Consider the following 23,985-nt stretch of genomic DNA (forward strand, 5'->3'; position numbering starts at 1 on the left):
GAATTGTTCTACTATGACGATTACTGCATTCGGAGCGGTAGCCGGACTCCTCTCGGCTATCGTTCTTATATTGATTAAACTTCCTCCGGTCTATGCCCTTCTTCTCGGGGCCGTTCTTGGAGGTATTATTGGAGGAGCCGACCTCCCCATGACTATTTCCTTCATGATGGAAGGGGCGGAAGGCATGATTCCTGCTGTTTTGAGAGTGCTTGCAGCAGGAGTACTTGCTGGAGTGATGATCGAATCAGGAGCAGCTTCCTCGATTGCTTCGGCTGTTGTTAAAGCTCTCGGCGAGAAAAGAGCGCTGCTCGCTCTCGTGCTGGCGACAATGATCCTTACTGCTGTCGGGGTTTTTATCGTCGTAGCGGTTATGACAGTCGCTTCTATAGCTCTGGCCATTGCCTATAAGGCTCATCTGTCGAAAGCAGCCGTTCTACTCGCCATGGTGGGCGGCGGCAAAGCTGGGAATCTCATCTCCCCCAACCCAAATACGATTGCACTGGCAGATGCTTTTGACCTCCCTCTCACTACTGTAATGGCAGCGGGCCTTCCTTCTGCTTCTGCAGGAGTGGTCACAACTTATTTGATTGCTAAAAAGCTTGGAGACCGTGGGGCTTTCGTTGATAACAAAGAAACACCCGCCGAATCCGTTCAGCTTCCTCATATAGGAACGTCAGTTATCGCTCCGGCTCTCGCCATTTTTCTGCTGCTTTTGAACCCTGCCGCGGGTATCGATATCGACCCGCTGATTGCTCTTCCGACCGGCGCCGTAGCAGGAGCACTTGCCATGAGAAAAGCTTCTCATTTGAACGAATATGTCACTCTCGGCCTCGGTAAAGTTTCTGCAGTAGCTGTCCTTCTTTTAGGGACGGGAACGATCGCAGGAATCATTTCCAACTCAGCTCTTCCGGCTCTTGTTACCGGCGGGGTTGATACAGCCGGAATGCCGGCCTTTTTAATTGCCCCTCTTTCCGGTATTCTGATGGGAGGAGCCACTGCTTCCACGACAGCGGGGTCTGTCGTAGCAGGGGAAGTATTCAGCGGTATGCTCCTTGAGCTCGGAGTTTCAGCCCTTGCAGGTGCGGCAATGATTCATGCCGGGGCCACTATGATCGATCACCTCCCCCACGGAAGCTTTTTTCATGCTTCCGCTGCAAGCGTCGGCATGGCGATTAAAGAACGGTTAAAGCTGTTTCCATACGAAACAGCCATTGGCACTGTGCTTACTTTAACAGCTGTACTGCTGTACGGAGTACTTGATTTATTTTAACTGAGCATCCGTGGAACAGGGATTCAAGAACTGTCCACGGCTTTTTTTATAGTCCGCTGAAAATATAACAGGATTTCTAAAGTGCATCGGTATTTTTCTCGCTTTCGGCAGCTTACAGCCGGAGTTTTCGCCAACTTATTCTTCAAAGCTGTAATAACTGTTATAGAAACATTAGAATCGGACTTCAGCTGCCTGTAATCTTTTTTAAGAGGAGCCCTTTTTGCAAAAGCTTTATTTAATTAGAGCTTTTCATATGGTACGCTTAATAGCGGAAAATAAATAAAAGGGGCTTGACACAGCAATGAAAACAAAGTTAATAAGTATATTCGTATTTTTTACTATTGCAGCTGTCTCCGTATATTTTTATCAATCCTACATCGCTGAATACTCCAACAATGTGGAAACGGCGATGGCTTTAGGGACTGCTGGTTTAGCAGCTTTATTGTTTTTCACGGCAGTTTTTATTCCTAAACGCATTCTGGTGGCGAAGGGAATTGCCTTTACATTATTTCTCGCTGTCGCACTCGTCTGTATTGTATTCTGGCTTGTACGTCCCTATCAGATTATTTATACAGAAATTCCGGAAAGAATGGCCATCCTTGATGAACATCTTCAGGAAGAATATCCGGAGCGGGAATGGGAAATTGAAAAGAACACCTCCGCGGAAGACCCCGTATTCCTTCTGCTCGTTACTTTTGAAGACGAACCGGAATATGAATACCGTTACTTAATGGATGAAGAAACTGCGGAAGGTGAAAGTCCTGTCGAAAGCAGTGGAAGGCAGCCGTCCGAATGAAAAAAGGGTTTTCCACCAAATGTGTGGAAAACCCTTTTCAGCCTGCTGGTTCATTTGTTTTAACGGGACATTGTTTCTAGCCATCTACCTTGCACGTGCACATAAAAAGTTCATCATCTGAAACAGGCAAAAATAAAATACTTCGTTATCTTCCTTCTGCTGATTTACTTTACCGGAATTCTGACATGAATCAGGCTACATAAAGTTTTTCAGTGCGTTAAACGACACTTCTGCCGCCTGGCGGGCTTCTGTATACCGCAGAATAGAAGCGGTCAGTACAGCAGCGCTCAAAAGAAATGTCCCTGATACGGCAATTTTATGTACAGATGTTTGAATATCCATTCTCGATACATACAGAGAAAGTCCCGTTGTAAATATAAGAAGGAGTGAAGTAAAGCCGGCAGTCTGCTCGAGTTGATCGAAGCGCTGCTCTGCAAGCCGGACTGTAACCTCGGCATCTTGTGCATCGGACATAAATGTTATAACTTCCGAATTAATCATTCCCTGCTCGACAGTCCATTCTCCGTTCTCCTCAGAAACCGAGGACGTGCCCGGATAAATATTAAGCATGTGAACAAAAATAATGAGCAGAAGCGAAAGTGCTCCCCACATCCCTGCAAGTATTAAATAAAGTTTTTTATTTTTTATAAGCATGCATAAAACTCCTTTTTTCTCAGCCACCCTACTTTATCACGTTACGTCCTCGGAGAAAAGTCAGGTTCTTTTTCTGCCGAAAACAGCCCATAACAGGGTGAATAAAACGAGCGCGGCTGCCTCCATCCCCAAAATATACCATGGGTGCGGACCAAGAACATCAAGCAGGCTTGCTCCGGACGGTTTTTCCATAATGAACCAGTAGTTGCCTCCTGTACGCAGATTTACCAACCAGATCAATGGAAGCAGTACGTTCAGAAAGACCATTGCTTTTACGATGCTCCAGGCTCTCAAAGGAAATTTTTTATGCCATAAAAAATAAAACACTACCCATATTACTCCAACATGTGTATAAAAAAAATGTATAAAACGAAAATGAGGCCAGCCATATACGAGTACCGGGGTCATTACAGCCTGTACAGCTCCTCCAATACCGACGAGAAAGGCTATTTCAAACAACCATCTGCTTCTGGTAAACAGGAGTATAATAATTAATATGACACTTATGCTGCTCAGATGAAGCGGCAGAGCGTAATCGATCTCCCAACGGCCGTGGTACAGAAGCCAGAAGTGATGTGCCACTTCAAACATGACAAGAGATAAGCCTGCACCTATCTCTACCTTTCTCGACACATTATGTTTTCTGCTGAAATAAATGAATACGAGTCCACCGAAAAAAATCCCTATAATAATTAAATGCTGAATATCGAACATTACGAAAGGTACTTCTGAAGGATCGCCGCCAAAGATCATCATATTCCTCCTTTCAAGTTTTGAGCGTTTACGAATCGGGAAATAACGATTAAGTAGAAAGGACAATGAAAATGAATAAACCTGTACTCTGTAATTCGTGCAAGAAGCCGGTGACTTCACGTCGTGAGCTTGTAACAACGAAAAGTATTTTTAAAGTTTACCCTTATCATGATGAGTGCTATGAAAAAGATCTGAAAGGGAAAAAATCCTTTCTTCTCGACAATTATCCTATAAATGGGCTCTCCGGTACCTTGAGCGTTATTTTATCATTCCTGCTGATGGTGTTTTTATATCCTGTTCTTGATACTATACAGTTTGGAGTAATCGCCTTATTATTTCTTATAACCGGCTTTTACCGAATATATTCCTTTGTTTTATATGAAAAAGTTCTGCCGGCAAAATAAAAGTTTTTAACTGGGTCCCTGTCTTTAACTTCCAGCCTCTACTCAAACTTTTCAGTAGGCTGGGCATCCAGTGGGGTATTTCAAAAAATCACAGCTGCTTTTGATATGTTAACAGCCGTTTATTAACTCCAATTCGTTGAGAAGGAATCAGTAACAGACGTTAAACATAGCCGAAATTAAAGAAAATTAAACGTGTAATATAATTTAACGTTTAATTTTCTGTCAAAAGGTAATATAATTGTAATATAAATGAAATATTTGATAGTTTAAACCAAAGAAAGGAGTGTTTTCCTGCTGATGGAAAAACAATATTCCGTTATTGTACTCGACGCCAAAGGTGAAATGCAGAATATTCTTGACCCAAGTAATGGTCAGTCTTTAGAAGAAGTCATGCTTCCCGACCAGGAAGTTGCACGCAGTTATTATGATGAGCTGAAGCAGGCGTACAAAGATTTTTCAGTTAAAATGCTTGTGAAATAATTTATTTTATTTGAACTTATTTTAACCTTATAACGATTTTGAGAACTGTCGCCCGGCTTTTCTGTATTCTTTTCGGTGCCAGTTCTTTTTTTAATTCCTCAGACTGTTTTTTGAATTCAGTAGTAAAGCCAAAAACTCCTCTGTAGTACATATTGCGTAATGAACTGCTCGTCACTATCATAAAAAACGTTTTAATAAACCCGTACCAGTTTCCCCTCCACCGCCGAAGGCAGCATAAACGTATCTCTTCTATAGATGCATTCTTGTTAATCAATAACATAGAAACAAGGCCGGGACAATTCCCGGCCTTGTTTCAGTGTGTTGATTAAGTCTTGATTTAAGAATAATTATTCTTCTAAACGTATAGCTTTCTCCTCCACTCCCCGGCGGAAGCTTGCCGTGGGGCTCGTCGTCAGCTATTTTCAATGCCTGCCGGCGTTGAAAAGGATCTTCCGACTTCGCTTTCTCCCACCGGCGTCCCCGCCGGACGTTTCGGAGGAAAAAGCCTCTCCTGAATGGAAGAAAGGACGGAATCAACACGTTTTTTAGAAGAGAAACCTTCTTTTTATTTTCCTGCTGGAGCTGCAGCAGGCGACTCCGAGGCGAGATAGGGCGAGCAGAAGATCCATTTCTTCCGAGCGTTGTGAGGAAGAAATTAGCTGAAGCCGGCCCGCCCGGAAAGCGTCCTGCGGAGGCGAAAGCAGGGAAATGTCTACGTCTGTATAAAAAAAACTTTATAAGCAGCCTAAGAAACAAGGCCGGGACAATTCCCGGCCTTGTTTCTATATTCTATACTGCCTCTACTTCTTTCTTTTTTCCTCCAGTCGGCTTCTCCTTTTTTAAAAAGTCCCTGACTTCATCACAATTCAACCCGGCATTTCTCGCTTCTAACAGCAGTTCCTCCCACGTCACTTCCTGTACAGTGTTTTTCTTCATGAGGAAACCTCCCTATCAGTATTACCTGACAGGCAATGCGGCCGCCTTAGAAAAAGCTTCCTTAGGCCCGTCATTTTGTGCCACTGCCTTTCAGCAGTTTTACCCTTCTCTGCAGATATACAAAATTTTCTGATTACTTATTATGTCTTATATTATATTAAATAGAGGTTAAATAAAATGAGTGAAAAGACCTGTTTCTTTAATTATTGGTATTCAATTCATTATTTCCCTTTTTGATTAGAGTATTTTCAGAGTGGAAAGCTTCAGCTGACTGTTACAAAAGCGCAGAGCGGAAGCGAAATTTCCTCTAACAATAGACAACGAACTTTACACAGCTGTATTAATAGAAGGAATCAAGGAGACCTCTATAGAAAGGAGATAAAGAAGTTAATTATTATTCTAGAAAGCGGGGAATGCAAAATGCAGCAAATCAAATGGGGTATTCTTAGTTCCGCAGCTATTGCCCGAAAGCAGATGGTTCCTGCCATTAAAGAAGCAGGAAATGCGGTATTGTACGCCGTGGCAAGCAGTAGTGGACGAGCTGAAGAAACCGCTTCGGAATGGGGTGCAGAAAAAGCCTACGATTCTTATGAAGATCTGCTCAAAGATCCCAATGTGGAGGCAGTTTACATTCCACTTCCAAACGCTCTTCATAAAGAATGGGTAATTAAATCGATGAATCATGGAAAGCACGTACTTGTGGAAAAGCCGGCTGCGGTAACATCCGACGAGATAAGAGAAATCAGAGAAGCAGGAAAAGACTCCGGAGTGACATGGATGGAAGGATTTATGTATCAGTTTCATCCACAGCATGATTATGTAAAGGAGCTTTTGAAAGATAATGCTGTAGGAAAAGTAAAACGCATACGCAGTTCCTTCTCTTTTCCACTGGATCTTGGCAGCAAAAATATCAGGTTGAGCAGCGCTCTGGGTGGCGGAAGCCTGTTTGACGTTGGCTGTTACTGTGTTCATGCCTGCCGTTATCTACTTGATCAGGAACCGGCATCCGCCTTTTCCGATGCACGAAAGATTAAAAATATCGATGTAGATATTTCTACAACAGCAATTCTCAGCTTTGAAGAAGTAGACTGTATTATCGACTGCAGCTTCGATGAAGCGGCCTTGAACCGCTATGAAATTGCAGGCACAAAAGGACGTATTGAAGTTCCATTCGCCTTCCGCCCTGATCAAAATCCCAATGGAGGAATGGGAGAAGTTATCCTAAAAGACGAAAAAGGGGCTGTTAAGGAACACCGGACATTTGAAGGTAACCAGTTCACAAGACAGATCACCCATTTTTCTCAATGTCTGCTCGATGGGACAAAACCTGTTTACACTCCGGAAAGTACTCATAATAATATGAAGGTTATTGAAGCTCTTTACACTTCGCAGAATCAGGTCAGGTAAAGCCAGTTATTGACGGACTCGTTAATTTTGTATCGGAGGACGTATCGAAAAAGTACATTTACACTGGCTGGATCTGAGTGGCTGTCCTGTATCCTTCGGGACAGCTTCTTCGAACATTTTTGAAATCGCTTACAATACATAGCAGGGATGTGGGATTAATGAAATTTCTGACCGATTTATCTACGAGACTTATGCAGCGTTACCTGCCGGATCCATTTCTTTTTGTAGTCATATTAACTCTTGTTGTTTTCGCCTTCGGACTCCTTCTTACTCCCAGTTCGCCTGTAGAGATGGTTGTTTACTGGGGAGAAGGTTTCTGGGACCTGCTTGAATTCGCTATGCAGATGGTACTTGTACTTGTTACTGGTTATGTCCTGGCAAGCAGCAAAATTTTTAAATCCGCGCTGGACAACCTTGCTAAAACAGCACGATCTCCGGGGCAGGCGATCATTATAGTCACACTCACAGCTCTTCTCGCAAGCTGGATTAACTGGGGGTTCGGTCTCGTTATAGGAGCTTTGTTTGCCAAAGCGCTTGCAAGAAGAATTCCAAGCGTTGATTACAGGCTGCTGATTGCCAGCGCCTACAGCGGCTTTATCGTTTGGCACGGCGGACTCGCTGCTTCTATTCCTTTGACAGTTGCTACTGATGGTCATTTCTCAGAAGACCTGATAGGTATCATTCCAACAAGTGAAACTATTTTTTCCTCGTTTAATTTAATGATAACAGCAGCTTTATTTTTAACCGTTCCCATCCTGAACCGCCTGATGATGAATCCCGAAAAAGCAGTACGTGTAGATCCGGCTCTGCTTGAAGATAAAGAAGAATCCCCGCCTTCAAAACCTAAATCAGAGCAGACTCCCGCGGAAAAAATGGAAAACAGTGTTCTGCTTTCCATGATTATAGGTTTCATGGGTCTCGGCTTTATTATTTACTACTTAATAACTGCAGGTTTTAACCTGAATTTGAATATCGTTAATTTTCTCTTTTTATTTTTAGGTATTATTTTTCATGCGACTCCGAAAAACTACCTGGCCAGCGTTTCAGGAGCTGTTAAAAACGCAGGAGGTATTATTATTCAGTTTCCTTTTTACGCCGGTATTATGGGCATGATGACTGCATCCGGACTCGCTGTGCTGCTTTCACAATGGTTTGTGTCGATGTCGACTGAAATGACTTATCCTCTGTTTGCTTTTTTAAGTGCCGGTATCGTCAATTTCTTCGTACCTTCCGGGGGCGGACAGTGGGCTGTACAGGCCCCTATTATGCTCTCTGCCGGACAGGAGCTTGGAGTCAGTGCTGCAAGAACTGCAATGGCTGTAGCCTGGGGAGATGCCTGGACAAATATGATTCAGCCTTTCTGGGCGCTTCCTGCCCTCGCGATTGCCGGGCTGAATGCGAGAGACATTATGGGTTTTTGCATATGGGTGCTTTTTCTGAGCGGCACTATTATTGGACTGGGGCTCGTTTTTTTGTAAAGCCTGTAAATACTCCGGATGACAGCAGATAAATTCGACGTATTTTAAACGATTAATAAGGATACCTAATCGGGCTTTTCTCCAATAAAATTTTAATTATTTACGAATTCCCTGTTTAATACTAATAAATAACGGCTATTGTTACTAATAGAAAAGACAATTTCAAAAAAAGAGAGAAGCCCCCCAAGGCTCCTCTCTTTTCACATTATTCTGTTCATAGTGCGGCTGCTTCCGCACATATAGATAAATTAATTTAAGCTGAAATTAGTTTTTGAAGTGGTGCTGGCCGATTACAGTTACAGTCGGCTGGGAATCGAGCCATCTGTTAGTAGCTGTTGCCGGGTTGTAGAAAAATACAGCATCAGAAGCGTACTGGCTTCCACCTACAGCTTCATCGACAGCCTGCGCAGCCTGGGAAGTAGCTGATGTGTTAATGGAACCATTGCTTACTGGTGTAAACTGTCCAGGCTCGTTGATTACTCCGCTGACAGAGTTAGGAAAGCTTCCGGACTCGACACGGTTAAGAACAACTTCTGCTACGGCTACTTTACCTTCATACGGCTCTCCTTGTGCTTCAGCTGTTACAAGACGCTCCAGCTGATCACGCTCTGAGCTTGTAAGGTTCGCATCAGAAGAAGAGGAAGATTCGGAAGAAGAGCTTGTAGATTCTGAATCCTGCGTAGATGCTACTTCTTCAGAAGATCCGTCGCCGTCACCTGTGTTAATGTTCTGACCGATGCTGATAACGTTAAGGTCACTAATTTCCGGGTTAAGGTCTGCCAGTTCATCAAGAGACATGTTGTTTTCCTGTGCAATATTGTACATAGTGTCGCCGCTTTCTACCGTATGGGCTGACACGCTCCCAGCAAAAAGCATAGACGCTCCGACAGTTGCTGCTGTAATTCCTGTTACTAATTTTTTCATATTTGAACACTCCTTGAATACATTTTTAAAAGGGGCAGCGGAAATTGCGTTCCGCCTTCCCCTCAATCCATTACGCAGTCTGCCACACGTAATATTTATTGTCAACAGAGTCTACGACTTTTTTTTTGGATTTTCGACCTATTTTCGACAAAAACCGCGCCATAAGCGCGGTTTTTTTACGAAAAAAAACCTCAACTTTTTTTGTTGAGGCGTTGATTTTTCACTTAAAATATGCCTTGTAATCTTTTTGTAACACCAGCTTAATGTGCGTTTTTCTCCTATATTATTCCTGTATTTTCAACAATTTTCTTCCTTTTACTTTATTGTTGAGAATGTCTTTTAATGACTGTGCGAGTTCCTCAAAAGAAATCTCTTCAGTCATATCTTCCAGACTTTCCGGCTTTAAATCCCCCGCAGCTCTTTTCCATACTTCCTGTCGGAGAGTCATCCGGCAGAAGCCGGAATCTATACCGAGCAGATCAACCCCGCGCAGAATGAACGGCATTACCGTAGCGGGGATTTCCACGCCTGCTGTCAGTCCACTGGCTGCAACGGCTCCTCCCTGCTTTAATGAACTGAGGATAGAAGCCAGTGGTTTTCCGCCGGTAGGATCGACAGCTGCAGCCCAGCGCTGTTTCTGCAGAGGACGAAGTTTATCCGGGGTTACTTCCTCCCTGCTGATAATTTCTGCTGCACCAAGTTTTTTCAGGTAGTAATGCTCTGACTGTTTACCGGTACTGGCTGTAACGTGATAGCCTCTTTTAGCAAGCATGGCGACTGCCATACTTCCGACTCCACCGGTCGCTCCAGTGACGAGCACCGGCCCATCTTCCGGAGTGGTCCCCCGCTCCTCAAGCCTATGTACAGACAAAGCAGCTGTAAATCCAGCCGTACCGATAATCATCGCTTCCCGGAGTGTCAAACCTTCCGGAAGCGGCACTACCCACGCTGCAGGAACTCTGGCGTATTCACTGTATCCGCCGTCATGACCAACCCCGAGCTCAAAACTGGTTACAATAACTTTGTCACCCGGCTTAAATTCCTCTGTATCTGATGCTGCTACTTCACCGGAAAGGTCGATCCCCGGGACTATCGGATAATCTTTAGCGACTTTCGTGGAAGCATCAAGAGCAAGTCCGTCTTTATAATTCACTCCGGAATAGTGAACTTTTACTGTTACTTCTCCCTTTGGAAGTTCATCTATTGTCCTTTCGGTAATTCTCCCGCTTTTGTCTCCATCCGTTATAAACGCGCGGAATGTTTTTGTCATGTTTCTGCCTCCTTCAAATAACGTACTGGTTATATTCTGACAATTCACGCAGGAAAAGTCCAGCATGAATTGAAAGCGCTTTAAAAATAGTTTAATAATAAACCGGCAATTACTGCCGGTTTATTTTTAAACTATTGTCTGGAAGACTTTCTTATTATCCTCTGCTTGAAAACTTCAGCGAATTTCCGGCAGCGCTCTCGATCCTGCTGTTGGGGTGCAAGTTCTACTTTCAAGGAGGCAGCCAGATCAGTGCTTCTAAAAAAAACTTTCTGCATTTGCGTTACCGCCCCGCAGAAGTGAGGATAAAAACTGTCTCCGGTACCGAATACTCCGGTGACAAGATCTCTTTCTTTTTCACTTATCCTGTTCAGGAAGGAGAGAAAACTTTCCGGAACATCGCCGCTCCCCCACGTAAAAGTTCCTGCAGCCAGACCTTCCAGTTTATCTATGTTTTCCTGATCAAATTCCTCCAGTCTGAAAAGTTCCACTGACAGTCCGGTCCGCTTTATTTCTTCAGCAATCCAGCGGGCCAGTTTTTCAGTATTTCCTGTTCGCGAAAGATAAATGACAGCGATCAAAGTTCATCAAATCCATTTTTTTCGGTAACTTTTGTATAAGCACGGGATTTCTGTTCAAAGAAGTCCGATTTTGTTTCATTCATCATTTCATCGCTGAAAACGTGAATCCAGGGCATTGGATTTTCACGGTCAGAATACAGATTATCCAGATGCAGCTGACGGAGCCGTTTATTAGCCAGATATTCCACATATCCTTCAAACTCCTTAAGGTCGATCTCCGGTATATCTTTCAAAATATAGGCTGCCCATTCCTGCTCCAGCCTGACCGCTTCGCCGATCGTTTCATAAATGTAGGAAATGTTTTCATCTGACTGCAGCTCTTCGTTTTCCTCCATTAGGAGACGAAGAAACCGTGAAACAAAGTAAGCATGCTGCATTTCGTCCCGCTGAATATAACTGATCATTGTGCTCGTTTTTACCATTTTCTGCTGACGGGCCAGATGATAAAAGAAAGCGAACCCGGCATAAAAATATACCCCTTCCAGATTAATGGAATTGACACAGAGCCGGAAGAGGTTCCGGGCGGATGGCTCTTCCCGGAAATCTTCGTAGGCTTTAAGAACGAGGTCATTACGCTTTCGCACGACTGGATCGTTTTTTGCCTGATTAAAACGCTCCATTTGTTCGTCAGAAGAAACGAGAGAACTCAGAACATAGGAGTACGACTCATTATGGACGGCTTCCTGCTGGGCGATCACTGCAAAGACAGCCTGCATGCTTGAGTCGGTTACATAATCCATCACTCTTGTCATAACAGGTGTCTGCAGGCTGTCCAGAGAGGCAAGCTGAGTATTTATCCGAAGAAAAACGTCCTTTTCCTCTGCTGTCAGCTGAGGCCACTGTTTAATGTCATCCTGCATGTTAATTTCCTGCGCTTTCCAGAAATTAGACAGAAGAGCCTGGTACATATCGTACATTTCCGGGTAGGCAATGTCGTTCCAATTAAGAATCCCGGAAGTTTTCCCATTAATAATGCCGCTCGACTTGTTTTCGTAGTCCGGTTCCAGCAGTTTCATTTTTGTCAGATTCATTTATATATGCCTCCTGTAAATTAATTGCCGTTTCCAGCTGGGAATGGCAGTTTATTATGCATGGCAGCTTTCACATTCTGCTATCTCCTGCTGGGATGTACTGCGCACGTAATAGGTTGTTTTCAGCCCTTGTCTCCATGCCTCCATATGAAGGTCGAGCAGCTCCTTTGCACTAATATTGTGGCGCACATAAAAATTAAAGCTTATTCCCTGGTCCACGTGCCGCTGCCTCGCAGCATTCTGGCGGATGCTCCACTGCTGATCAAGTTCGTGGCGCACCTTTTTGTAGTAGGGATAATTATGATGAGTGAGATCAGGAGGAGTTACTTTAAATCGGAAGTTCTTTTTTTCTTCTGCATATTCTACTGCGTACACCGGATCAATTCCGTCCGTAGAACCGGCGATCTTTGCCGTAGAAGAATTTGGAGCCACAGCCATCAGCCAGCCGTTTCGTATGCCGGTCTTTTCTACTTTTTCTTTCAGGGCAGTCCACTTTTCATCATTGTAATTTTTTCTTTCGAAATAAAGACCGTTTTCCCATTCTGACCCCGAAAACTGCGGGTATGCTCCTTTTTCCTCTGCCAGAGCGGCAGATGCTTTCACCGCTTCATAAGCTATTTTTTCATATAGGCTGTCAGCAAAAGCCACTGCCTCCTCCGATTCCCAGTGAATCTGTTTTTCTGCCAGAACATGATGCCATCCGAATGTACCGAGTCCTACAGCACGGTACGATTTATTCGTTATTTCAGCCTGCTTCACAGGCAGTGTATTTATATCAATAACGTTATCAAGCATTCTCATCTGGATCGCCGTTACACGCTCGAGAACATCATCCTTCACAACGTTTGCCAGATGGAGGGAAGAAAGGTTGCACACAACAAAATCTCCCGGCTTTCTCACCATGACCATGTTCCCGTGCTCATCAACGTATTCTTCCTGAATAGTGGAAGGACTCATATTCTGGGTAATTTCCGTACATAAATTACTGCAGAATACAGCCGTCCGCCCTTTGATTTTTTTATTGGCATTCTGCCGGTTCACTTCATCTCTGTAGAACATGTACGGGGTACCTGTTTCAAGCTGGGCTACCATAATTCGTTTCATTATTTCCATCGCCCGGTAAGTTTCTCGCGGAAGGAGTGGATGACGGCACGCTTCTTCATACTTTTCCCGGAAAAAGTGATGATCCGTTTCATCATAATAATCTTCAAGACCGAGAAGATTTCCGTTCTCATCCCGCCAGCCCATAAACTGCTTTACTTGATGAGGGCAGAAAACAGACCATTCCCCGGTACTTCTTCCGGCCTCATCTTTTTCCTCCAGCTTCGTCATAAAATAATCCGGGATGCTTACCCCCGTAAATATATCGTGGGCTTTTCTTCTTTCGTCCCCATTGTTTGTTTTCAATTCCAGGAAGCCGTTCATTATATCTTTATGAAAAATATCCAGGTATACAGCAGCGGCCCCCTGCCGCTGGCCAAGCTGATCAACACTTACTGCGGTGTCGTTAAGCAGTCGTATCCACGGAATAACACCGGAGGACGTATTTTTGAATCCTTTTATATCTGACCCGAGGGCCCGCACTTTGCCAAAATAAATGCCTAGTCCTCCTCCATCCTTACTTAACCTTGCAGCCTCCCAGTTGTTTAAGTAGATGCCATCCAGCGAATCATCCACTGTATCAATAAAGCATGAGGAAAGCTGGCCGTGGCTTTTTCCCGCATTCGAGAGTGTCGGAGTGGCTGTAGTCATATAAAGATTGGAAAGAGCCCAGTAGGCTTCCTTTACGTATTCCAGCCGCTTTTCTACCGGTTCTTCCTGCATAAGTGTCATTGCAATAATCATCCAGCGCTCCTGAGGCAGCTCATAAACGTTCTTTTCGTGATCTTTCGCCAAGTATCTGTCGGCAAGCAGGAACAGTCCGATAAACGTAAAATAATAATCACGATCCGGCTGCAGTTCCTTCTCCAGTTTGTCTATCTCTTCCCGCGTATATGTATCGAGAAGGCTTCTGCTGTAAATATTTTTTTCAGTCAGGCGGTCAATAAGATGATAAAACTGGGTGTAGGAAGGAGTTCCTCTGTTTTCTTCAGCTTTTCTGTACAGCTGTTCCAAATACACAGCCGCTGCTGCATACGTATAAACCGGAGCTCCAGCACCGATGCGGTCCAGCGCGTCATTAAGCGGCTTCTGCAGATCTTCCTGGTTATTGTCCAGACCTTTTTTCACTGTATCGAGATCTGCTCCCCATTCTTTTTCCAATCGTGCCAACTGTTCGTAAAGATCAGATTGTATTGTCTGCATACTGCTCATCCTTCCGGGATTAAATTATAAATACCTCTTTTGCACAGCCCCATACTGCATATCTCCAAACAAAAAAGCTCTTCCGTATTTCCGGAAGAGCTTTGGAATAAGAGTTCAGCACAGCAGTATATAAAAACAATAACAACCTGCGCCGCCCCTTACTCCCACTCCCCGGAGAAAAGAAACTTTACGGAAAAACGGCAGGTCTCCTGACTCGTGCTTCAGCCTTCATGAATCCCTTCCCGTATAAACGCCGTTAAGCACTTTTATACAGTGGTATTTTTCATGTCGTCTGCACTTACAGTTGCGGGGACAGTTCCGGATTTTCACCGGATTCCCTTTTAAGCCGCCGGGCGGCACCTGTTCTTCCTTGCATACCATATTTAGTTGATTTCATTTCAATTAATCAATATATAGAATTGTACACTGGATTTATAGGTTCTGCAAGCAGAGAATTTACCTATTTTGAACCAGTCTGCCTGTTTAGAATCCCTCCGGCAGTGGAATGATGCCTTTATCCCGTAAACGAAAGGAGCAGACAGCATGATCGAATCGCCTTTTTTCAACAATGATTATGAATATTCCCGCAGCAGTTTCCGAAAGCTGGACAGCAGAATACGCACATACTATCCGGAGGCTCTGCTGGACTACTGGTATACAGGTCCCGAAGCCGATGATAATACAACGGATATAATCGAAGCAGATGCCTCAGAAAAATTCGAAACGCTTATAATCATTTCATCCGGAGAGCACGGAATTGAAGGGTTTGCCGGCAGTGCTGTTTTCGAAATGTTTGTGGAAACTTTTCTTCCTTATCTGGATAAAAGAACTACCGGTTTATCTCTTGTACACGGCCTTAATCCATGGGGGATGCGTCATAAACGAAGAGTAACAGAAAGTAACATTGATTTAAACCGGAATTACCTGGATCATTCGTCAAAAAATACTCCTGTAACCCACTCAATTTTTGAAAATCACCTGCCGCTGTTCCGGCCTTCCGCCCCATTGAATGATATTAATATCCATAATAATGAACTGGAAGCCGGCCTGAAACATATTTTCTCCTATGAGGATCTCCAAATGCTGAAAAACACTCCGCCGGGCCAGTACAAATACAGCGATGCTCTGTATTATGGCGGACAACGGCTGGATGAGCCGGCTGAAAAGTGGACGGACTATTTCATTTCCAGAGCGGCTGGATACAAAAAGGTTATTCACATTGATCTCCATACGGGAGGAGGTCCGGAGAATGAATTGACGTTAATATTTATGAATGGTGAAACAAGGGCAGCGGAAGAACTGCAGTCTTCCCTTTCCTGGCAGAACGTCATGAAAAACACTTCCGCGGATATGCTTGGAGATTCTGTCGACTACCTGCAGCGTCTCGCTCAACAGAAGTTCCCGGATAAAAATATTGTTTCCAGTTTGTTTGAATTCGGAACCATTAAAGAATCTTTTGAAGGATGCCTGTTCTGTACTAAAGCGATGCTCAACGAAAATTATTTTCATTTTAAAGGAGGCAGCAAAGAGGCAGATGAACAGATAAACAATGATTTTATACGCCTTTTCAACCCCGCCTCCACATCGTGGAAAAAATCAGTCGTCACCCAGGCTGAACTGGCATTAAAATCTCTGTTTGCGGAGGAGGGAGTTCTTTAAAAAACAAACAGCTTATAGACTGTTTGTTTTTCCAGCTTGTTGATTAAATGATCGATTTAGAATATTTCATTCCAGTCAGTGTATAGACTCCTTCTCTTGCCCTGCCGCGGGGGTCTTCCGCTGTTTGACCTGCGCCGTGGTCTGACTGCGCTGAAATCCCACCGCCTCGTCCTGGACGATCCAGGGCGAGGCGAAGATCCGTTCAGGAAGAAATTAGCTGAGCCCGGCCCGCCCGGAAAGCAGCCCGTTAGCGAAGTTTTTCTCCAGCCATTAACAGCGAATGCTTTAACATAGCTTATAAATAAAAGCGCTTTTTTCTTCAGCATCAGCGGGTAGTAACACTACGGCAAAATGAAAAGCGCAGAGTTTCACGAAGTTTAAAACATGAGTGCCATTCCTGCTCCCACCAGTCCAATCAGAAGAGCATAGGCCAGAGCGGGCAGCACTGTTTTTCGGATAATGTCCCCTTCCCTGCCTACCATACCAACTACTGCTGCTGCTGCAACGACATTATGCACACATATCATATTACCTGCAGCTGAACCTGCCACCTGCTGAGCAAGAACGATGTTGGGATCGAGTCCGGTTCCAAGAGCCACATTCACCTGAATAGGTGAAAATGTCAGTGCAGAGACCATCGCACTTCCCGTTACGAAGGAGCCGAGCAGACCAAGAAACGGTGCAGCAATGTGCCACACACTGCCTAAACCTGCTGAGAGTACGAGGGCAATATATTCCGGCATAGAAACAAGGTCGGCCGTATTCATCCCGGAGTTAATAAACACGTTCACAAGAGCCAATGTCGGAAACAAAGCAAGAGCTGCCCCAACGACTGTTCCCTGCGCATTCTTTACTGCTGTTCCGAAGTCTTTTAATTTTTTACGCTGGGTAAAGACAGAAAGGAGCGCTGCAAGCAGAAGGACGGCTCCCGGGGAATATAAAACCTGCCAGCCGGAAGTAATTCCTTCCACCCCCAGTATATTGTTCCAGGATAAATCCAGGGCAGCCTGCGTAAATTCCTGCACCGGCTCCACAATTCTTGTCAGAAGAAGCAGAGCTATTACAATAAAATAGGGACTCCAGGCAGCAACCAGGGACATTTCCGACTTTTTCTCTTCATCCTGAAAACCTTCTGCAAGTGCTTCTTTCCAAATAGTTTTTGGAAGAAGAATATTTTTCTTTGCCGTTACCGCCGCTGCTGCCAGTCCGGTCAGAGAGGCGAGAATCGCTACAAATTCAGGGCCGAACAGCACAGCATAGACAAAGGCGGATACAGAATAAATGAGCCCTACCATCAGCGCCCACGGAAACAGCTTCATGAGGCTCCCCTGCTGTTTGTTTCTTCCGAAGCTGACAGTAAGTACAGCAATAAGCAGAAACGGAACAAAAGTCCCTACAAACATGTCCATAAACGTAATATTAACCGCAATATCCTGAAAAAACTGCGGCCCGGCCTCTTCAAGACCACCGAGTCCGATAATTACCGGTGTTCCGACTGCACCAAAGGAAACAGCGGTACTATCAGCGATAAGCGCAAGAGTTGCTGCTGCCAGCGGTGTAAATCCGAGAGCCACCATGAGAGGGCCTGTAACAGCAGCCGGGGTTCCAAAGCCGGCTGCTCCTTCAATCAGACTGCCGAACAAAAAAGCCACTATGACTACCTGTACGCGCATATCCGGTGAAATGTTTCTGAATCCCTCATTAATCCGGGCAACCGCTCCTGTTTCCCGGAGCGTATTTAACAATACAATTGCTCCAAGCAGTATAAACAATATTGTTACTGCCTGATGAAATCCTTCCAGAATAGAAGCTGATAAAATAAGCGGTTCCATATCCCATGTAAAGTATGCCAGGCCAATAAAAATCAGTGCACTGTAAAGCATCCCGGTTTTCGCAGGAAGCCGGAGCAGCACGAGAAAAATAAACGGTGCGATAATAACGCTGAAGGCAGTAATAAACATCATAATGAAACGCTCCTTTTACAGTTATAAAATCTTCCCTTTTCATCATGCTCAGTAATTCACAATTATTATTAAAAAATATATAAGTGCTCTTATTTCTAGTTTCAGTATAGTAAATTTTGATCCTGTTGTATATAATTTTCCCCATATATATATGACAGATTTATGACTGCCTTATAATCAATCAGAAATTATTTTTTTCTGTACTAATTTGAGCAGATGAGTATGATACAGTTGTATTTTTCTGGGGCTTTAGATCATTACGTCAGGCGCGCGAAAAAATCAGCAGATTCTGCCTGCTGAAAGGAGGCAGAACAGTCCGGGTGTTTTTTCGTGCAGCCATGCAGCTTAAACAAATTTTAGTAAAACGACATGGTCCGCAGAAGCGCTTCTGCTTTTTCCAGCACTGCTTTAGCTTTTCCTTCGACAAGCAGATCGAAACTTCCATGCTCATTCTCTGTTTCCGCATTTACATATATCGTTTTTCCTTCTGTCATCCGGGGAAGCTGGTTTACTGGGTAGACCTCCAGGCTCGTGCCAATAACAATAACGAGATCAGCTTCTTCGATATCTCTTAAAGCTCCAGTCCAGGCTTCTTCCGGCAGAAGCTCTCCGAAAAGGACTACTCCCGGCCGGAGTCTGCCGCTGCAAGAGACACATGGTTTCTTTTGAAGAAAATCGTCTATATCAGTTTCCATACCGCACGTATGACATTTTACTTGATCAAGCGCTCCATGAAGTTCGTAGACAGCTCTGCTTCCTGCCTTTCTATGAAGTCCGTCAACGTTCTGAGTCGCTACAGAATGAATCAGGTTGCTTTTTTCCCACTCAGCGAGAATATAATGTCCGGCGTGGGGGGCTGTCGATTCGAGAGCTTTTATCCTTTCACTATAAAAATCTGTAAACACAGAATAATTATTTTCTACCGCTTCCGGCACAGCAATTGATGTTGGATCAATTTTCTGCCACCATCCCTCTTTCGAACGGAAATCAGGCAGGTTTGATTCAGTGCTCATTCCGGCTCCGGTAAGTACAACTGTTTTACTGGAATGTGCGACTGCCCCTGCAAGTTTTACGATATGTGTATCCTCTTTCTCAAAGCAGTACTGAAGCCATGTTTCGTAAGCAGCGTGGGTTTTAAATGGGTACTGCATAAGGCGTGATCCTATAAATTTTTTAATTTTTGGATCAACATACAGAGGAAAGTGCAGGAGCCAGTCCTCCCCCAGCGGTTTGAAAAGTTCCTCCAGACTTTCGGCTGTTTCTTTTTCCGTGCTGCTGCCTTCCATATAAGTGATTATCCTGCGGTATTTCACGTTTTTCTCTTTATACCCGCTTCCCTGGATTTCAATAGTTCCAGCCTCAGATCCGTAAGCAGCCAATGTCTCCCACGTATTATTCTTCATAAGTCTCCCTCCTTTTGGAACATATTATCAGTATACTACCCTGAAAAAGAAGACTGAAAGCTCCTATTTTAAGAAAGGAACCTTCCTTCTGCAGTTTCTGGCTGGAATTTATGCAGCGGTCACGTGAAAATCTGAAAGAGAATCTGTGCCCGTATTAGTTGTGCTGATTGGAAATAAAGAAGGCGATTGTCAGTCTTTTCAAGTGAAATCATTAATTCAGTGCGCAGCAGGTGTACCAGGCTTAAATATCTTATAATACTCCAATAAAAAAAGCTGTCTCTAAAGGTTCATAGAGACAGCCGCTTTTAAAACTTTTTTACTGAGTCCATTCGTCAACGAGTTCACGATTGTCTTCCACCCACTGCCGGGCTCCTTCTTCTTCGTCTTCCACGTCATTAATATAAGTCATAAGTTCACCGAGGGTTTCATCATCCATTTCCCAGTTGTCCCACCACTCAGCTACTTCTTCATGATCTTCACGGAAGCCGGATCTTGTCATATAATAAATTTCTTCCGGTTCCCCGTAAACATTTTCAGGATCTTCAAGATATTTCAGATCATAATCTGAAAATGTCCAGTGAGGATTCCAAAGAGTGACCAGCACGGGCTCTTCGTTGCTGTATGCTGAATCAAGCTCCGAAATCATAGCCGGCTCCGAACTTATCAGGAAATCATACTCTTCCAGTTCGTACACTTCCATTGCATCTTCTGTGAGCGCTGTAAGACTGGCTCCTGCGTCAATACCGACGATTTCTTCGTTGAACATTTCTGCGTTTTCGTTAAGTTCTTCAATGCTGTTGATATCCACATATTCCGGAACGACCAGGCCGAGACCTGTACCTTCAAACCAGCTTTCTCCAATTTCAACATTATCTTCGTGCTCTTCATAATACGGCTCATCTGTTGTCGGAAGCCATACGTTCATCGTCGCATCAAGATCCCCATTGGCAATTCCAACCCAGATTGGTGATTTTTCCGACATCGTTAAAGTAACATCGTATCCTTCTTCTTCCAAAATTACTTTCCACAGATTGGAGCTTGCAATATTTTCAGCCCAGTTGTTCAGACCGATTTCAATTTCCCCATTTTCTCCGGATGCATTATTGTCGTTGTTTTCGTCATTATTACTGCCCGTATTTTCATTATCTCCGCATGCACTAAGCAGGACTGAAGAGATAATAATGCTGCTTACAAGGAAAGGTGTCCGCTTCATTATGTGTATTGCTCCTTCCATTCTCTAAGTTAATTCACCTGATCAATTATATTATAAGCAGTCTTCTTCTGCAAACGCTGTCCTGCCTTTACACCGGGAAGCAAAGGACTGATAAAGGATGTAACTCACCTTCCCGCCTGTTTTCTTTCAATTTGACTTTATGGATGGAAATCCCATGGATCTTCCTGATATGAGCAAAACACAGTACATTGTCTTAATGAACATATTCTCTAACGGGAAGGTCACTGAATTATGCCCGCCGTTGTTTTTCGTGTACTGGGATAAATACAGCTATTTCGTGTTTAAAACGGTCTCTATTTTCTTTACTGAGAAAATCACTCTGCCAAGTTTCCAACGTGCCGTCCGTTCGAATAATTTCAAACTTCTCTTCTTCCCATACTATATATTGAATATTTCCCCAGTAAAGCTTTCTTCTTTTTCGTCCCGGTCCTTCGTGTGCCTGTAATCCCTCTTTATCAATATAAAAAAGTACTACGCGCCTCATATTTAAGAAATAAACACCTAAAAGTAATGCTAAAACACCTGCCGCAAATGCGGCAGCTTCGATCCAGCCAAATCCGGCGTATTGCAGCCTTGCTGTTCCAAGCCATAATGTCAGCACTGCTGCTGACAGCCAGAGTGCCCCCATCCATTTCCAGGATGATTTATTGTCAAAATAAAATTTCATTTGTACCTCCCGGGCATCCCGCCCTTCTTGTCCGTTTCTATCCCGCTGTAGGACATTATTTTCTTAGTATGCAAAAAGCACCGGGAGAGCATCCCGGTGCTGAATGACTATTGTCTGCAGTAACAGAGATTGCGTAATGCTCTGTACATTACATAAACAAAGGAAGAAATATATACAGCCCAGACCAATTTCGTCTTAGTAGAAAAAAATCGGTAAAAATATACTCCCGACAATATTCCTAAAGCAAATAGACAGATTTTCAGTACCCCTATGTCGAAGATCGAAAAATTTTCTGCTGACTGCTTCATGTTTTCCATATAACTGTTCATATTCTTTCCTCCCTCTCCAGATTTTCATTAAAAGCAGAGGTTTTTTGTTCAATCAGCTGTTTTCAGAATCAATTTCTTTCACTCTGCCTACTGTACCATCCGCCAGACGAACTTTTATTCCATGGGGGTGCTCATTGGATTTGGTGAGCAGCTTTTCTACTGTTCCTTCTGTCAGTTTTCCAGTCCGCTGATCCTGTTTCTGGACCACTTTCACTTTCATGCCAGGTTTAATTGATGAACGTTTCGTTCCGGGCATTTTCCTAAACCCCTTTCCGTATATAACTTTAATTTTCCGACGCTTCTATCAGTATACGGAAATTCCTGAGAGAACGTAAGACTAACTTTTCATCTTCGGGTCAAGAGCATCTCTCAGCCCATCTCCAATCATGTTAAATCCCAGTACTACGAGCATAATGGAGAGACCAGGAAACAGCACGGTCCACGGTGCACTCTGTATATACTGTCTCGAGTCTGACAGCATCCTCCCCCATTCCGGCGTTGGAGGCTGCGCTCCCAGACCGAGAAACCCAAGTGCCGCCGCTTCAAGGATGGCTGTCCCAAAACCCAGGGTTGCCTGAACAATAATAGGAGCCGTACTGTTTGGAAGGACGTGGTGAAACAAAATCCGGCCGCTCTTCATCCCCTGGGCTTTAGCCGCTAGAATGTATTCCTCTTCCCTGATGGAAATAACTTTCGAGCGGACGAGACGTCCGAAAATAGGAATATTAATAATAGCTATAGCTATTAAGGCATTTTGCAGCGACGGGCCAAGAATAGCTACGATCGCAATAGCGAGAAGTATGCTTGGAAAGGCAAGCATGATATCAAATATTCTTGAAATAATCATGTCGATCCAGCGGCCGAAATATCCGGCAATTATGCCGAGCAGCGAGCCGAAAAACAAAGCGCCGATTACCGCGAAAAAGCCGACCATAAGAGAGATTCTTGCTCCATACACTATACGGGTAAATATATCCCTGCCGAGATCATCGGTACCAAACCAGTGGGTGGAAGAGGGCGGCTGCAGTCTGTCCGCTGCACTCATCGCCTGATAAGTATACGTCGTCAACAACGGCGCAAAAATAGCAATGAAGATAAAAAAACCAATAATGATCATTCCTACAATGGCCAGCTTGTTTTTAATCAGCTGGCGGAATGCTTCTTTCCACGGGGAAGCAGCGGCAGGGACGGACGTCTGCGGCTCCTGATGCTCCGGGCCCGGAAAAGGTGAATTTTTAGATGGGCTGGTAGGTTCCATATCAGTCTGCCTCCCCTTTAATATTTAATGCGTGGATCAATGTAGCTGTAAAGCAGATCCACGATCAGATTTATAAATACGAACATAGTGGCTATTACGAGGATACCGGACTGGATAGCCGGATAGTCCCGATTTCCTATAGCATCAAATACGTATCTCCCAATTCCCGGCCAGCTGAAAATTGTTTCTGTCAGTATTGCTCCTCCAAGAAGCGTCCCGGTCTGCAGACCGACTACTGTAAGTACAGGTATGACCGCATTTTTGAAACCGTGCCGGTATACGACAGACATCTTGTGAATCCCTTTTGATTCCACTGTACGGATATAATCAGAACGAAGCACTTCCAGCATACTCGAACGAGTCATACGCGCAATAATAGCCATCGGTATTGTTCCAAGTGCAAGTCCTGGAAGTACGAGGTGTCTGAATGAATTCCAAAATTGATCCGGCCTGCCCGAAAGGAGTGTATCAATTAAATATAAGTTGGTTACTGTTTCTACAGGATCTCTTGGATTTGATCTGCCGAAAGCGGGCAGCCACCCAAGTTCCTGGGCAAAAATCCACTGCTGCATGAGACCAAGCCAGAAAATAGGCATCGATACCCCGATTAAAGCTATAAGCATCGCTGTATAATCGAACAGGGAGTTCTGCTTCCATGCACTTATAATTCCAGCATTCACTCCCACAATCACTGCAAAAACCATTGCAAAAATTGTCAGTTCAATGGTTGCAGCCAAAAACGGTAATATTTCACTGGAAATGTCGGCATTCGTCCGGAGCGACTGCCCCAGATCTCCCTGCAGGAGTCCTCCCACATAGTCAAAATACTGCACAAGATAAGGTTCGTTCAGACCGAGCTGCTCCTCAAGCTGGGCAATTGCCTGCGGTGTAGCCTGTTCTCCAAGAATTGTCTGGGCAGGATTGCCCGGTATCAAATGAATAATTGAAAACGTAATTAATGACATTCCAATAAGTACAGGTATCAGCATAAGAAGCCGTCTTATCGTATAGGCGAGCATCGTCTTCCCCCTCCCGCTTCTAAAAACATATGTAGCATTGCTATTTTTCTATTCAGGATTTAGAAACGCCATCCACCAGGCCGGTACAGACTCCTTACTGCTATGCCGGCACCCATAGACGCATCTGTACAGTTTTAAATCCCGCAGTGACATTACATTTAAAAAGG

At 44.2% G+C, this 23,985-nt stretch carries 23 protein-coding genes and 2 riboswitches; of the genes, 7 read left to right on the forward strand and 16 right to left on the reverse strand.

What is annotated here, in order from left to right; genetic code table 11:
- The first annotated feature begins 13 nt into the window (after positions 1-13).
- Together C6Y45_RS06660 and C6Y45_RS06665 are read left to right on the forward strand one after the other, a co-directional pair.
- Positions 14-1,270, forward strand: a complete 1,257-nt coding sequence (locus C6Y45_RS06660) for a GntP family permease (RefSeq protein ID WP_107584448.1) — start codon at positions 14-16, stop codon at positions 1,268-1,270.
- A gap of 301 nt (positions 1,271-1,571) precedes the next feature.
- Entirely contained in the window at positions 1,572-2,066 is a 495-nt protein-coding gene (locus C6Y45_RS06665; protein ID WP_107584449.1) for a DUF3139 domain-containing protein, read from the forward strand.
- 195 nt (positions 2,067-2,261) lie between these two features.
- On the opposite strand, the gene C6Y45_RS06670 is transcribed toward C6Y45_RS06665, so the two are convergent.
- Both C6Y45_RS06670 and C6Y45_RS06675 read right to left on the reverse strand, forming a co-directional pair.
- A complete protein-coding gene (locus C6Y45_RS06670; protein ID WP_107584450.1) occupies positions 2,262-2,720 on the reverse strand; it encodes a hypothetical protein in 459 nt (152 codons plus the stop codon).
- A 60-nt stretch (positions 2,721-2,780) separates the two neighbouring features.
- Positions 2,781-3,473, reverse strand: coding sequence for a YwaF family protein (locus C6Y45_RS06675; protein WP_160058181.1), 693 nt, complete (start codon positions 3,471-3,473; stop codon positions 2,781-2,783).
- A gap of 71 nt (positions 3,474-3,544) precedes the next feature.
- Here C6Y45_RS06675 and C6Y45_RS06680 point away from each other — a divergent pair, with 71 nt between their 5' ends.
- Entirely contained in the window at positions 3,545-3,877 is a 333-nt protein-coding gene (locus tag C6Y45_RS06680; RefSeq protein ID WP_107584452.1) for an LIM domain-containing protein, read from the forward strand.
- A 297-nt stretch (positions 3,878-4,174) separates the two neighbouring features.
- Entirely contained in the window at positions 4,175-4,357 is a 183-nt protein-coding gene (locus C6Y45_RS06685) for a hypothetical protein (RefSeq protein WP_107584453.1), read from the forward strand.
- 270 nt (positions 4,358-4,627) lie between these two features.
- Here the strand turns inward: C6Y45_RS06685 and C6Y45_RS17415 are convergent, their stop codons facing one another.
- Together C6Y45_RS17415 and C6Y45_RS06690 are read right to left on the reverse strand one after the other, a co-directional pair.
- Positions 4,628-5,113 carry a hypothetical protein gene (locus C6Y45_RS17415; RefSeq protein WP_160058185.1) on the reverse strand — a complete coding sequence of 162 codons (486 nt, stop codon included), beginning with the start codon at positions 5,111-5,113 and terminating at the stop codon, positions 4,628-4,630.
- A 33-nt stretch (positions 5,114-5,146) separates the two neighbouring features.
- Positions 5,147-5,293, reverse strand: coding sequence for a DNA-binding anti-repressor SinI (locus C6Y45_RS06690; RefSeq protein WP_107584454.1), 147 nt, complete (start codon positions 5,291-5,293; stop codon positions 5,147-5,149).
- A 28-nt stretch (positions 5,294-5,321) separates the two neighbouring features.
- Positions 5,322-5,407, reverse strand: a riboswitch (cyclic di-GMP riboswitch).
- Positions 5,408-5,713: 306 nt separating this feature from the next.
- On the opposite strand from C6Y45_RS06690, the gene C6Y45_RS06695 reads away from it, so the two are divergent.
- Both C6Y45_RS06695 and C6Y45_RS17835 read left to right on the forward strand, forming a co-directional pair.
- Entirely contained in the window at positions 5,714-6,700 is a 987-nt protein-coding gene (locus C6Y45_RS06695; RefSeq protein ID WP_107584455.1) for a Gfo/Idh/MocA family protein, read from the forward strand.
- Between the two features lie 158 nt (positions 6,701-6,858).
- The gene (locus C6Y45_RS17835; RefSeq protein WP_218017798.1) at positions 6,859-8,178 is read left to right on the forward strand and encodes a short-chain fatty acid transporter; all 1,320 of its coding nucleotides are present in this window, start codon (positions 6,859-6,861) and stop codon (positions 8,176-8,178) included.
- A 264-nt stretch (positions 8,179-8,442) separates the two neighbouring features.
- Here the strand turns inward: C6Y45_RS17835 and C6Y45_RS06705 are convergent, their stop codons facing one another.
- The 5 genes from C6Y45_RS06705 to C6Y45_RS06725 form a co-directional block, all read right to left on the reverse strand.
- Complete coding sequence (locus C6Y45_RS06705; RefSeq protein WP_107584457.1) at positions 8,443-9,102, reverse strand: cell wall hydrolase; 660 nt, start codon at positions 9,100-9,102, stop codon at positions 8,443-8,445.
- 283 nt (positions 9,103-9,385) lie between these two features.
- A complete protein-coding gene (locus tag C6Y45_RS06710; RefSeq protein WP_107584458.1) occupies positions 9,386-10,372 on the reverse strand; it encodes an oxidoreductase in 987 nt (328 codons plus the stop codon).
- A 131-nt stretch (positions 10,373-10,503) separates the two neighbouring features.
- Positions 10,504-10,950: a flavodoxin domain-containing protein gene (locus tag C6Y45_RS06715; RefSeq protein WP_107584459.1), complete on the reverse strand. Its 447-nt coding sequence runs from the start codon at positions 10,948-10,950 to the stop codon at positions 10,504-10,506.
- Entirely contained in the window at positions 10,947-11,981 is a 1,035-nt protein-coding gene (locus C6Y45_RS06720) for a ribonucleotide-diphosphate reductase subunit beta (RefSeq protein WP_107584460.1), read from the reverse strand. Before C6Y45_RS06720 ends, C6Y45_RS06715 begins: the two co-directional genes overlap by 4 nt.
- Positions 11,982-12,035: 54 nt before the next feature.
- The gene (locus C6Y45_RS06725) at positions 12,036-14,294 is read right to left on the reverse strand and encodes a ribonucleoside-diphosphate reductase subunit alpha (RefSeq protein ID WP_107584461.1); all 2,259 of its coding nucleotides are present in this window, start codon (positions 14,292-14,294) and stop codon (positions 12,036-12,038) included.
- 173 nt (positions 14,295-14,467) lie between these two features.
- Positions 14,468-14,665: riboswitch (cobalamin riboswitch) on the reverse strand.
- 163 nt (positions 14,666-14,828) lie between these two features.
- Here C6Y45_RS06725 and C6Y45_RS06730 point away from each other — a divergent pair.
- A complete protein-coding gene (locus C6Y45_RS06730; protein WP_107584462.1) occupies positions 14,829-15,944 on the forward strand; it encodes a M14 family metallopeptidase in 1,116 nt (371 codons plus the stop codon).
- Between the two features lie 377 nt (positions 15,945-16,321).
- Here C6Y45_RS06730 and C6Y45_RS06735 read toward each other — a convergent pair whose 3' ends face one another.
- The 7 genes from C6Y45_RS06735 to C6Y45_RS06770 form a co-directional block, all read right to left on the reverse strand.
- Entirely contained in the window at positions 16,322-17,908 is a 1,587-nt protein-coding gene (locus tag C6Y45_RS06735) for an L-lactate permease (RefSeq protein WP_107584463.1), read from the reverse strand.
- A gap of 356 nt (positions 17,909-18,264) precedes the next feature.
- Positions 18,265-19,311, reverse strand: coding sequence for an SIR2 family NAD-dependent protein deacylase (locus C6Y45_RS06740; RefSeq protein WP_342752426.1), 1,047 nt, complete (start codon positions 19,309-19,311; stop codon positions 18,265-18,267).
- Positions 19,312-19,627: 316 nt separating this feature from the next.
- Entirely contained in the window at positions 19,628-20,524 is an 897-nt protein-coding gene (locus tag C6Y45_RS06745; RefSeq protein WP_107584464.1) for a glycine betaine ABC transporter substrate-binding protein, read from the reverse strand.
- Positions 20,525-20,774: 250 nt separating this feature from the next.
- The gene (locus C6Y45_RS06750; RefSeq protein WP_107584465.1) at positions 20,775-21,212 is read right to left on the reverse strand and encodes a hypothetical protein; all 438 of its coding nucleotides are present in this window, start codon (positions 21,210-21,212) and stop codon (positions 20,775-20,777) included.
- A 381-nt stretch (positions 21,213-21,593) separates the two neighbouring features.
- Positions 21,594-21,797, reverse strand: coding sequence for a YwbE family protein (locus tag C6Y45_RS06760; RefSeq protein ID WP_107584467.1), 204 nt, complete (start codon positions 21,795-21,797; stop codon positions 21,594-21,596).
- Positions 21,798-21,878: 81 nt separating this feature from the next.
- Entirely contained in the window at positions 21,879-22,799 is a 921-nt protein-coding gene (gene nikC / locus C6Y45_RS06765; protein WP_107584468.1) for a nickel transporter permease, read from the reverse strand.
- 17 nt (positions 22,800-22,816) lie between these two features.
- The gene (locus tag C6Y45_RS06770; protein ID WP_107584469.1) at positions 22,817-23,818 is read right to left on the reverse strand and encodes an ABC transporter permease; all 1,002 of its coding nucleotides are present in this window, start codon (positions 23,816-23,818) and stop codon (positions 22,817-22,819) included.
- Between the last annotated feature and the right edge of the window lie 167 nt (positions 23,819-23,985).

It is taken from the genome of Alkalicoccus saliphilus (assembly GCF_003044065.1).
GTDB lineage: Bacteria > Bacillota > Bacilli > Bacillales > Salisediminibacteriaceae > Alkalicoccus > Alkalicoccus saliphilus.